At 70.9% G+C, this 11,294-nt stretch carries 13 protein-coding genes; 10 read left to right on the plus strand and 3 right to left on the minus strand.

The annotated features are described in order from the left end of the window. Positions 1 to 12: 12 nt before the first annotated feature. A complete protein-coding gene (locus ABT015_RS14135; RefSeq protein WP_350879225.1) occupies positions 13 to 594 on the minus strand; it encodes a hypothetical protein in 582 nt (193 codons plus the stop codon). Between the two features lie 158 nt (positions 595 to 752). On the opposite strand from ABT015_RS14135, the gene ABT015_RS14140 reads away from it, so the two are divergent. Beyond that, positions 753 to 2,141 carry a pyridoxal phosphate-dependent decarboxylase family protein gene (locus ABT015_RS14140; protein WP_350879226.1) on the plus strand — a complete coding sequence of 463 codons (1,389 nt, stop codon included), beginning with the start codon at positions 753 to 755 and terminating at the stop codon, positions 2,139 to 2,141. 141 nt (positions 2,142 to 2,282) lie between these two features. Here the strand turns inward: ABT015_RS14140 and ABT015_RS14145 are convergent, their stop codons facing one another. Further along, complete coding sequence (locus ABT015_RS14145; protein WP_350879227.1) at positions 2,283 to 2,903, minus strand: WD40 repeat domain-containing protein; 621 nt, start codon at positions 2,901 to 2,903, stop codon at positions 2,283 to 2,285. Between the two features lie 350 nt (positions 2,904 to 3,253). Between ABT015_RS14145 and ABT015_RS14150 the strand changes: the two genes are divergently transcribed. The 6 genes from ABT015_RS14150 (at position 3,254) to ABT015_RS14175 (ending at position 8,665) form a co-directional block, all read left to right on the plus strand. Beyond that, entirely contained in the window at positions 3,254 to 3,808 is a 555-nt protein-coding gene (locus tag ABT015_RS14150; protein WP_502897311.1) for a hypothetical protein, read from the plus strand. Between the two features lie 332 nt (positions 3,809 to 4,140). After that, complete coding sequence (locus tag ABT015_RS14155; RefSeq protein ID WP_350879228.1) at positions 4,141 to 5,505, plus strand: RICIN domain-containing protein; 1,365 nt, start codon at positions 4,141 to 4,143, stop codon at positions 5,503 to 5,505. A 509-nt stretch (positions 5,506 to 6,014) separates the two neighbouring features. Next, positions 6,015 to 6,467, plus strand: a complete 453-nt coding sequence (locus ABT015_RS14160; protein ID WP_350879229.1) for a hypothetical protein — start codon at positions 6,015 to 6,017, stop codon at positions 6,465 to 6,467. A gap of 151 nt (positions 6,468 to 6,618) precedes the next feature. Next, complete coding sequence (locus ABT015_RS14165) at positions 6,619 to 7,074, plus strand: hypothetical protein (protein WP_350879230.1); 456 nt, start codon at positions 6,619 to 6,621, stop codon at positions 7,072 to 7,074. A 234-nt stretch (positions 7,075 to 7,308) separates the two neighbouring features. Beyond that, on the plus strand, positions 7,309 to 7,512 hold the full coding sequence (locus tag ABT015_RS14170; protein ID WP_350879231.1) for a hypothetical protein: 204 nt from the start codon (positions 7,309 to 7,311) through the stop codon (positions 7,510 to 7,512). 40 nt (positions 7,513 to 7,552) lie between these two features. Beyond that, entirely contained in the window at positions 7,553 to 8,665 is a 1,113-nt protein-coding gene (locus ABT015_RS14175; protein WP_350879232.1) for an oxygenase MpaB family protein, read from the plus strand. A gap of 72 nt (positions 8,666 to 8,737) precedes the next feature. Here ABT015_RS14175 and ABT015_RS14180 read toward each other — a convergent pair whose 3' ends face one another. Then, entirely contained in the window at positions 8,738 to 9,079 is a 342-nt protein-coding gene (locus ABT015_RS14180) for a hypothetical protein (protein ID WP_350879233.1), read from the minus strand. Between the two features lie 29 nt (positions 9,080 to 9,108). Between ABT015_RS14180 and ABT015_RS14185 the strand changes: the two genes are divergently transcribed. From ABT015_RS14185 to ABT015_RS14195, 3 genes are all read left to right on the plus strand, one after another. Further along, positions 9,109 to 9,321, plus strand: coding sequence for a hypothetical protein (locus ABT015_RS14185; RefSeq protein WP_350879234.1), 213 nt, complete (start codon positions 9,109 to 9,111; stop codon positions 9,319 to 9,321). 263 nt (positions 9,322 to 9,584) lie between these two features. Continuing rightward, positions 9,585 to 9,740 (plus strand): hypothetical protein, encoded by a 156-nt coding sequence (locus ABT015_RS14190; protein ID WP_331742852.1) that lies wholly within the window; start codon positions 9,585 to 9,587, stop codon positions 9,738 to 9,740. A 201-nt stretch (positions 9,741 to 9,941) separates the two neighbouring features. After that, complete coding sequence (locus ABT015_RS14195) at positions 9,942 to 11,174, plus strand: cupin domain-containing protein (RefSeq protein ID WP_350879235.1); 1,233 nt, start codon at positions 9,942 to 9,944, stop codon at positions 11,172 to 11,174. Positions 11,175 to 11,294 lie beyond the last annotated feature (120 nt).

Consider the following 11,294-nt stretch of genomic DNA (forward strand, 5'->3'; position numbering starts at 1 on the left):
GCAGGGCCGGGGTCAGAGCAGTTCGTTGAAGCGGAGCGTGAACGTGCCGGACACGCTGCTCAGACCGGCGGCGCAGTCGCTGATGTCGCTGGTGGGGAAGCCGGAGCCGGTGACGGCGGCCCCGGGGAACACGCTGCTGTCGAGCGACGCGGTGGCGTCGGGCTCGGTCACGACTTCGTGGTCGACGGGATCTCCTTCGACGCCCTGCGTCCCGTTCGTGGTGATGCGGGACGTGCCGACGACGGTGCCGGTCCGGTTCGGCCCGTCGTACCAGACGATGGTGGCGGTTCCGGTGTAGCTGCCGACTGCGTTGCAGCTGCCGGTGCCGGTCCCGATGCCGACGATGGTGCCCGACACCAGGTTCGTGGGACCGCCGTTCTTGGGGAAGCACTTGTCGATGGTGCCGGTTCCGGTCCCGCTGATCGTCGTGGTGGTGTTCGTGATCGGCTTGTCGGTGGTCAGGGTGCCGTGCCCGCTGCAGATGAGTCTGCTCGTAGGGGTGTCCCGGTGGCGGGCGGGTGCCGCGGCGGACGCGTTCGACGGTACGGCCTGCTGGACGACGGCGCCTGCGACGGCGACGGCGGTGAGGAGCAAGGGGAGGGCTGTCCGGCGCCAACGCCGGGCAGGAGCGGGCTGATGCTCCATGAGGTGTCTCCTGGGGTGGGGATGCCGCATGCGAGCGGCTTTCCCCAGCATCATGCTGGAAGCGGAGTCCGGCGATCCGGTGACTGCGCCGAGAGGCGGAACAGGACATGGACCTGAAGTACTGGCTCGGCCGAGCGGTGGACGAGATCGGCGCGTGGGCGGCCGACCACGACGGCTTCTCGCCGCACGCGTCGGCATCGGTCACCGACCACGAGATGGCCGACGGCTTCGGCGAGCTCGTACGGAGGCTTTCGAGCAGCTACCCGTTCTTCCACCCCCGCTACGCCGGGCAGATGCTCAAACCCCCGCACCCGGCCGCCGTGGCCGGCTACGTGGCGGCGATGCTCATCAACCCGAACAACCGCGCGCTGGACGGCGGGGCGGCGACCTCCGCACTGGAGGAGGAGGCGGTGGCGGCCATCGCCTCGATGTTCGGTATGCCGCGCCACCTGGGCCACCTCACCGGCGGCGGCACCGTGGCGAACCTGGAGGCGCTGTTCGTGGCCCGGGAGACGCATCCGGGCAAGGGCATCGCCTACAGCCGCGAGGGCCACTACACACACGCCCGCATGTGTCATCTGCTCGGAATGCGCGGGTACCCGATCGAGGTGGACAGCCTGGGCCGGATGGACCCCGAGGCGCTGGAACGGCAACTCGCCCAGGGCACCGTGGGCACGGTCGTCGCCACCGTCGGCACCACCGGTCTCGGGGCGGTCGACCCCGTCCACACCATCCTCGCCGCAGCCCGCGCGCGCGACGTGCGGGTCCATGTGGACGCCGCGTACGGCGGATTCCACGTACTGCTCGACCAGGAGGACGCCGACCTGCTGCCCGACCCCCGGCCCTGGCGCGCCATCGCGCACTGCGACTCCGTCGTGGTCGACCCGCACAAACACGGCCTCCAGCCGTACGGCTGCGGCGCGGTGCTGTTCGGCGACCCGGGCGTCGGACGCTTCTACCGCCACGACTCCCCCTGCGCCTCCTACGCCTCCTACCCCACCGACCGGCCGCACCTGGGCGAGATCAGTCTGGAGTGCTCCCGCTCCGGCGCCGCCGCAGCGGCACTCTGGCTGACCCAGAAACTCCTCCCCCTCACCTCTGGTGGGCTCGGACAGGTCCTCGCCGCCGGACGGCGGGCAGCGCTGCGGTGGGCGGCACTGATCGAGGAGTCCTCGGTCCTGGATCTCTACCAACCGCCGGATCTCGACATCGTCACCTACTTCCCCCGGACCGATCCGCTGCTCCTCAGCGAGGTCGAGGCCGCGAGCCGGACGGTGATGCGCCGGGGCATGTCCGACCGCGCCGATCCCGTCTACCTCAGCACCGCCCGGATCGACGCCCGCTCCTTCGCCGCCCGTTGGCCCGGAGCCGTCACCGACCTCGGCCACACGCGCATCCTGCGCAGTGTTCTGATGAAGCCCGAGTCGGAGCTCCACCTGGACCAGCTGCACTCCCTTGTCGAGCGACTCGCCACCACAGCCCGCCACGCCGGCTGACCGCCCGTCCCGTGACGCCACCGGCGGGACGCGAGCCGAGGCGGCCACCGCTGTTCGAGATCGCCCGTGACCTGTGCGGAGTCAGCAGCACGGCACCGCTCCTCATCGGATCAAGCCCTGCCGCGCCCGGCTCGCCGGTACTCAGCCGGTGCGGTGTCGGCCCGTTGGCGGCGACGACAGTCGGGCGACGGCCTGCCGGGCGGCCTCGCGGTGGTCCGGGCGGGGCGCCGCCACCCGTGGCCCGGCCAGGTCGCGGCCGGTGAGCGATTCGGCGCCGACCGCGGTCCAGTCGGCTCGGCGCACCATGGCGCGGTGTCCTTCCACGTGGGCCTTGCCGTCCTTGTAGTCGTCGGGTGGTGCCATCAGGACGCGAAGGTCCTGATGGTTCAGCCACTCCAGTGCGAGGACCTGGCGGCCGAGATGGTGCTCGATGAGCGACAGCACGGTGCCGGTCTCCAGGTGGACGAGCAGGAGCTCCCCTTCGAACGCGTAGCCGCCGTCGTACTCTCCGGATCCCACCGCGAGCAGGGGGAGGTTCGGGTGGAAGGCCATCGCGTTCACGGGATACTGCGAGCTCAGGAGCCATCGGCGGCGGGCACGGTCGGTGACGTGGAAGACCCCTACCGTCTTGGCCTCGTCATCCTCGTGCGCGCCTGCCACGGCGACCAGGCGCCGCCGCTTGTCCGCGACGGCCAGGACAGGGTCGCCGATCTCGGCGAAGGGATCGTCGGAACCGCCGCGGTCAGCTGGAGATGGAGTCATACCGAGGATCTTCGCAAGTACCCGGGCAGCCCCGGCGGCCAGGCTCTCCGTTCGACTCCGGACCTCGGCCAATGCCGCCCGGCGGATCGAAAACGTACTCAAGGAAGTCCAGGACGTGGTTGATCGTCGCCGCGTCCAGGCACGGCCGCCGCATCGCCACGACACGCAGGGCGGCCGTCCCGCGCCGCCGTCCCGGCCGCGCCCGCCGGACGGTACGACGTGGCCGGTTTTCACTCTGGTGGCGACCGCCGCCAGGTGTCACGATCTGCAGGCGCGGATCGACTACGGAGAGCAGTTGTTCGATTTCTCTCTGTCGCCGGTCCGGTCCGCAGCTACGGGGGACCCAGTCCGTGCCGGGCACGCCCGGCAGAACGAAGGGAAACACCTCGACCGGTTCCGTTCCTCGCGAGCCCCAACCGGCGACGTCGCTGACGGCGGATCTGAACGCCGCTGTCGACGTCCCGTCGCCGGACCAGGACCCGGAGGCGGCGCTGGCCGCCCGCGGGCTCGTCCAGGCACTGCCCGCGGACTTCACCGTGGGCAAGGAGGGCAGCGACTTCCCCGCCTGGCGACTGGGCCCGTACGCGTTCCTGACCGGGGCGGCGCCGGACACCGTCAACCCCAGCCTGTGGCGCAACGCGCTGCTGAACATGAACACCGGCCTGTTCGAGGTCGTCGAGAACGCCGTCTACCAGGTCCGCGGCATGGACCTGTCCAACATCAGCTTCCTGGAGGACCCCACCGGCTCCTCCCGGGACATCGTGGTCGTGGACCCGCTCGTGAGCGAGGAGTGCGCGAAAGCCGCCCTCGACCTCTACCGGGCGCACCGCGGCGAACATGCGCGAGGAGGCCGGGACCCCGGCCTCCTCGCGTGGGTACGGCGGCACGACGGGCACCACACCTGAGCTGCCCGGGGTGCCGTGGAGCCGCCCGAGGTCACCCGTCCACGACGAGTGAGCGGGCGGGGCGCCGTCGCCCGACAGCGCACCCTTGCGGCGTGGTGCGCGCCTGCCTCCCGGTGCCGGGGCGGGGGCTTCATGAGTTGACGCCGCGGAGCGGCCGTCCAGACCCTTGACGCCTTGACATGCCCAGGAGTTGAATGCGGCTCAGCTCAGCACACGATGGGACGACTCCGGGCCCGTCCGGCAGGATCTGCCGGCCCGGCCCCCGCTCCGCCCCGCGGAACCGGACCCCACCTCGCCGGCCCGGTCCGCGCCCCTTCCGTTGGGAGCCGCAGATGACCCGTGACCTCGCGCGCCGGCGCACCGGCCGACGCGTTCGCCTCTTCACCCGGCTTGGCCGCCGACTCGCCGTCCTGGCCACCTTGGCCACCCTGGGCATGCTGGTCGCGCTGATCGGCCACGCACCCTCGGCCACCGCGGCGACCCCAGCGACTGCCCCGGTGGCCGTTCCCGGGCCGCCGCCGGGGTGGACGACCGTGTTCAGCGACGACTTCTCGGGCCCCGCCGGCTCACCGCCCTCCGGGGCGAACTGGACGTACGACACCGGCCCGGGCTCGAACTTCGGGACCGGTGAGATCGAGACCATGACCAACTCGACCGCCAACGTCCACCTCGACGGCAACGGCCACCTGAACATCACCGCCCTGAACAACGGCGGCGCCTGGACCTCGGGCCGGATCCGGACGCCGGGCGCGATCGCCGGCGCGCCGGCCGGCGGCAAGCTGGAGGTCACGGCCTCGATCATGCAGCCCGACCCCGCCGGCGGTCTGGGGTACTGGCCCGCGTTCTGGATGCTGGGCCCGGGGCAGTGGCCCGAGAACGGCGAGATCGACATCATGGAGGACGTCAACGCCCGCTCGCAGGTGGCCGGCACCGTCCACTGCGGCACCTCCCCCGGCGGCGTGTGCAACGAGGGCAACGGGATCGGCAGCGGTCTGCGCGCCTGCCCGGGCTGCCAGAGCGGCTACCACGACTACGCGATGGTCCTGGACCGCACCGACACCGCCGCCGAGTCGATCACCTGGTACCTCGACGGCACCGCGTACTTCACCGTGACGGAGAATCAGGTCGGCGCAGCCGTCTGGCAGCAGGCCTTCGACCACGGGCTGTCCGTCATCTTCGACCTGGCCATCGGCGGCGGCTTCCCCAACGGCGTCTGCGGGTGCGGCACCCCGACCGCCGCCACCACCTCCGGGGCGACCATGAGCGTCGGATCCGTCGCGGCGTACACCACCACCGGCGGCGGCAGCGGCGGCGGTTCGGCGATCACCGGCTACGGCGGCCTCTGCCTGGACGACCGCGCCGCCTCCACCGCCGACTACAACCCGGTGCAGATCTACACCTGCAACAGGACGCCCGCCCAGCAGTGGACGGTCGTCCGGGCCGGCAGCACGCTGCACGTGCTGGGCAAGTGCCTGGACGTGTACGCGGCCGGCACCGCCAACGGCACGGCGGTGGACCTCTACACCTGCAACAACACCGGCTCCCAGGTCTGGATCCCGCGCCCCGACGGTTCGCTGTACAACCCGCAGTCCGGCCGGTGCCTGGACGACCCCGGCTGGTCCACCACTCCGGGCACCCAGGTGCAGATCTGGGACTGCACCGGCGGCGCCAACCAGAAGTGGGCGCTGCCCGCCTGACGCGGCACCGCGACGATCGCGGCCGGGAGACCGGCACACGGCCGTCGCCGGGCTCGTCGGGCACGGTGTCGAGGCGGCGCGGGCCCGCCCCCGGGTCTCCCCGGGGGCGGGCCCGCGCTGTTCGGCACCGTGGTCGGCGGTGAAGCCGAACAGCAGGTCGGGCAGGACGGTGATCCAGTTGATCCGCTGCCGGTCGGCCTCGGGTGCCAGCGGCACCGGTGCGCGGACGGTGAGCCCGGAGGTCACCTCCCGCACCAACCCGGCCAGGTCGTCCGCCTGCTCGGTCTCCCCCTCGAATCGACCCTGCGGGCGTCCGGCGCCCCCCACTCCCTGCCCCCTGCCCCCTGCCCCCTGCCGTGTCCGTGGCCAATCCGGGTTGTCCGCTGTTCACCTGGTCCGCGACTGAATTTTTTTGACGGACAATCAAATGTGCTCGCACTGTGGGAACTCCACCGGGTCTTCGGGCAACTCGCCGAAGCCCGCGCCAGGACACGACGAAGGAGCTCTCCGTGATCAAGAAGCACCTTGCGGCCGTACTCGCGGCCACCGTCCTCGCCGGAGGCTTCGTGGGCCTCTCCGCCGGCGCGGCCCACGCCACCGACCGGGTCAACAAGTGCGGGAGCGCGTACGCCTTCAAGAAGAGCTGGAGCATCAAGGACAACGGCGACGCACACGTGGTCGGATTCATCGACATCTACTACAACAGCGCGAACGGATACAACTGCGCCATCGCCCGCGGGAACGACGCGACAGTCACCAATCACCACGAGATCTTCATCGCCATCCGACGCTCCGGAACGAACGACTGGATCGACGACGGTGCCGGCAGTAACTACACCCAGTACGCGGGCCCGGTCTACGCGTACGCCAAGGGTGCCTGCATCGACTTCGTCGGAGGGCTGAAGTACAACGAGCCCTCGGGCCAAGGGGCCTCCGGCTACAACTCCCAGCACTGCGGCTGAACCATGGCCGGGCGGCCGACCGCCGACGACGGGGGCGGTCGGCCACCCACTGCGACCAGGCACGCCCCGGAGCCGGCTCCGAGCCGTCCCACGGCGACGGTCGCCCGCCGTTCCGGCCCTCAGCAACCAGGACACGACGAAGGAGCTCTCCGTGATCAAGAAGCACCTTGCGGCCGTACTCGCGGCCACCGTCCTCGCCGGAGGCTTCGTGGGCCTCTCCGCCGGCGCGGCCCACGCCACCGACCGGGTCAACAAGTGCGGGAGCGCGTACGCCTTCAAGAAGAGCTGGGACATCAACGACCGTCACAACGTCGGCGTGGTGGTCGGGTTCATCGACATCTACTACAACAGCGCGAACGGATACAACTGCGCCATCGCCCGCGGGAACGACGCGACAGTCACCGGCCAGAACCGGATCGCTGTCTTCATCCGGCGGTCCGGGGACGGCAGCTGGGTCCGGGACGGCGTCGACCAGAACTACACGCGGTACGCGGGCCCGGTCTACGCGTACGCCAAGGGAGCCTGCATCGACTTCATCGGGGAGCTGAGGTACAACGAGTTCTCGGGATTCGGTGACGGCGGCTACAGCTTCGAGCACTGCGGCTGAAGCGCGGCCGGGCGGCAGGGCTCGCCGGCGCGGGCCGACCCCCACGCACCGCGTCGCCGGGGCGACGGAGGGTCGCGGGAAAGCCCCAGGTCGTCCCGCCTGGGGCTGCACTGCTGGAGCGGACGACGGGGCGGGACCTCGCGGATCAGCCCCGCACGTGCAGTCCGAAACCCGTGCGGCCCGTGGGCCGACCATCCGCTCAGGGGAGAACTCGGCGGCCGGCGGGCGGTCGGCGTGCTGGCGCACCGTCTCGTCGAAGCCGAAGTCGACGTCCAGGTGGTACAGGAAACCGCGTCCGCAGTGGTCGGTGGCGAGCCGGGCCAGCACCGGGCCGTAGCGTTCGGCGACCAGGATGCCCCCGACGGCGATGTGGAAGCAGAGCAGGGCCGACGCGCGCTCGTTCGGGTGAAGGTGCCGATGGCCCCCGCAGCAGGGTGATAGGCATATGCATCCCTTGCCGGCTGCAACGGAGGACCGCATGACCGCCAACGGCTGGACCGACGAGTTGCTCGACCGGATGCGCGGCACCGGCGATCCCCTCGCGGACGACGCCATCGCCGAGACCTACCGGCTGGGGCAGCAGGAACAGGTACGGCAGACACTGCTCGGCTTCGGGCGCGACAGCGACACCGTGCCGGCAGGTCTGCCGCCCGCGCTACAGCAGTACTTCGCGGAGTCCGCCGATCTGCCGCCCTGGGCCGATCGGGCGCGGATGGAACGCGGACACCAGCTCCTCGGCCGCTACCAGCCGCTCATTGCCGCAGTCCTGCTGTGCGGCTCGCTCCCGTTCGACTACTCCTGCGGCAACGGCGCCGAGGTGCTGGTCCGGTCGCAGCGCCTCACCTCCGGGGTGTACCGGCGGCTGATGGAGACCTCCCAGTTCGTCGTCGACGTCCTCGACGACGACGGCCTGGGGCCCGGCGGTCGCGGGTTGCGTTCCGCACAGAAGATCCGGCTGCTGCACGCCACCATGCGCTATCACATCTCCCGCCTGGACGACTGGGACAGCGCCAGGCTGGGGGTGCCGGTCAACCAGGAGGACCTGGCCGGCACGTTGATGAGCTTCTCCGTGGTCATCCCGCACGGACTCGCCAAGCTGGGCGTCGAGCTGCTGCCGGAGGACCGGGACGCCTACTTCCACATCTGGCGGGTGGTCGGCCATGTCCTCGGTGTGCAGGAGCAGCTCAACGCCGTCAAGTTCGGTGACGGTTCCGCCCTGTTCGACGTGATCCTCGGTCGGCAGCAGCGCTCGTCGGAAGCGGGCACCGTGCTGACCAAGGGCGTGCTGGACTTCATCCGGGAGGTGCTGCCCGTGCCGCCGGGAGCGGGACCGACCCTGATCCGGCACCTGATCGGGGACAAGTCCGCCGACCTCGTCGGGGTGCCTCCGGCGGACTTCACCAAGCTCGGACTGCAGCTCGCCGCGCTGCCCGACTTCGGGTACGGCAAGGCGGGCGACACGGTGCCGTTGGCCGCGAAGGTGGCGAGCCAGTTGGGGCTGCTGGTCTTCAAGGAGGGACTGCTGCTGACGAACAAGGGCCGCCGCCGCGATTGGCAGGTCCCCACCGGCCTGACCGACTCGCCATCCTGACTCGGCCACGGCGCCCCCGTCCGGGTGATCGGTTCCGGCCCCGCCGTGCCAGCAGGTCGTGGTGCGGTCGCTTCACAGGGCCGGCTGACGGGCCTCGGTCAGCATCGCGCGTCCGGCCCGCCACTCGCACAGCCCCGTCGGCACCAGGCCGATCAGGCAGCAGAGGACCACGATGCCACCCGCGATGGACACCGGGGTGACCGACTCGTCGGCGGGCACCGCCCGGGTCGGGTCCCCAGGCGCGTACCGGACCTCGACCGCCGAGCCGAGCGCCACCGTTCCTGCCAGCCGGTTCCCCGAGTAGGTGCGGCCGTCGACCGTCCAGTGGCCCCCGCAGTGCGGGTTCCTGCTCAGTTCGTTGCAGCTGGTGACGGTGGCCGTCGTCCGGGTGTCCATCGCCACGTTGTCGCGCACCTGGCGGACCACCGTCGCGGAGCCGCACAGTGCAGGTGGTCGAGTTCCTGGACCTGGCGTGCCGGGCGCTGAACGCGCTGCCGCTGGAGCGGATCGAGCGGGAGGCGGTGGTCCCGGCCGCCGAGGGCGGCCGGGGGGCGTCCACCGCAGGGGCGGGCAGGACCAGCACGATGGTGATCACCGACACGGGGCGAGGACGGCTCCCCCGGACGAGCGCCGTGTGCCGACAGGGTTCGCGGTAGAGGTTCCGCATCCGGACCCGCCCGTACCGCGCTGATGCTCCGCCGCGCACAGCCGGGCGGACGACAACCGGCGTGCTCGGAGGATTGCCCGGAGTCCGGCCGGGATCGGCGCGGACAACCTCGGATCCCGCTCTCCACCCTCCGCTGTCCGCGGCCGCCTCGGGTTGTCCGCCACTTACCTGGGCCTTCACGCCCTCCTGTAGACGGACAATCACCGCGGATCCCACGCTGGAGCTTCCACCGGCTCTCAGAAGGGAGTTCATGTGACACACAGCCTCGACCCGGCCGACATCGTCGTCGTGCGCGCTCCGGACGTGGAAACGGCCATCACGCCCGATGACATCAGCTTCGGGCCCGCGGACGACAACAACAACAACGACTCCGGTCATAAGGACTTTTTCATCGACGACACCGACTGACCTCGCCTGAGCAGAGCCCGTCCGAGAAGTCTCACGGGCCGGGGAGGGGCCGCGTTCCCGGCGCGACCCCTCCCCGAAGAACGGCAAGAACGCCAAGAACGGCAAGAACGCCAAGGACCACAAGAACGGCAAGGACGACATGGCTGCCGGTCACCGCGTCAGCAGGGCCGGCCGACCTCTGTGAGGAGACACGAGATCTCGATGACCTCTCTGACGGACCAGGTGGGGGCCGAGTCCGAGGAACGGCCTTCCTCCGGCCTCTCCCGCCTTCTCCACCCGGTGCCCCTTCCGACGTTCCGCGACGAGTACTGGGAGCGGCGACCGCTGCACATCCCCAGGAACGACCCCGAGTACTTCGCGGATCTCCTGACGCTCGACGACGTGGACCGGGTGCTGGGCCAGTCCGGTCCGGACTTCGGGAACGTCCGGGTCATCCGCGAGGGCAAGGAGACCCCGGTGTCCGAACTGGGCGCCCCCGGCCGCAACATGACCGCCAGCCGGCTGGAGGCGCTGTACGAGCGGTACCGGTCCGGTTCGACCGTCATCCTGAACGCCCTCGAACGCCGCTGGGAGCCGTTGGCGCGTTTCACCGCGATGCTGAGCGCCGGGGTCAACGCCAGGTTCCAGGTGAACGTGTACCTCACCCCCGGCGGGCGGGCCCGCGGATTCGACCCGCACTACGACAGCCACGACGTGATCGTGATGCAGGCGTACGGCAGCAAGCGCTGGCGGCTGTACGGGGCACCGTACGCGCTGCCGTTGGAGGGTCAGAGGTACGACCACTCCGGCGAAGTGCCGGAGGTCGAGGAGGAGTTCGACCTCCAGCCGGGCAGCCTCCTCTACCTGCCCCGTGGCACCGTCCACGCCGCGACGTCCAACGACGCCGCGTCGATGCACCTCACCTTCGGTGTCCACCCGGTCCTGATACCCGCGCTGATCAGCGAGGCGGTCCGGGAGGTCTTCGAGGGGGACGAGCGGTTCCGCAGGAGCATGCCCCTAGGATTCGCCGACGACAAGCACCTCCAGGAGCAGGCCGAGGACGTCTTCGCCGAGCTGATCGATGCGCTCGCCGCCCGGCTCTCGCCCCAGGGGATGACGGCCAGGGCCGTGAAGCAGACGACCTCGCTCGCTCCGGTGACGCTCCGCGGTCACCTGGGCGACCTGGAGAGCCTGCCGCAGCTGGACCTCGACACCCGGGTGCGGCGTCGTCCGGGTCTGCGGTGGAGCATGGCACTCGGCGAGGAGGTCGTCGAGCTCGAGTTCCACAGCAAGACCGTCCAGCTGCCGGTCCACGTGGCCGATGAGGTCAGGTTCGTGGCGGAGAGCGACGGTCAGGGGTTCACCGCCGGTTCGATCCCCGGTGGCCTGGACCAGCCGGGCTGCCTGCTGCTCGTGCGCACGCTGGTCCGCGAAGGATTCCTCACCCTGTCCTGATAGACGGACGGGCAGTCGGCCGGGTGCGTGCCGAGCCGACCGACTCACGCGGATCCGCCCGGTGCCCCGGTCCCGCGGACCGGGGCACCGGGCGGACGCGTCCGACGGACAGAAGGGAGG

This window comes from Kitasatospora sp. NPDC094016 (assembly GCF_040304045.1).
Lineage (GTDB): Bacteria > Actinomycetota > Actinomycetes > Streptomycetales > Streptomycetaceae > Kitasatospora.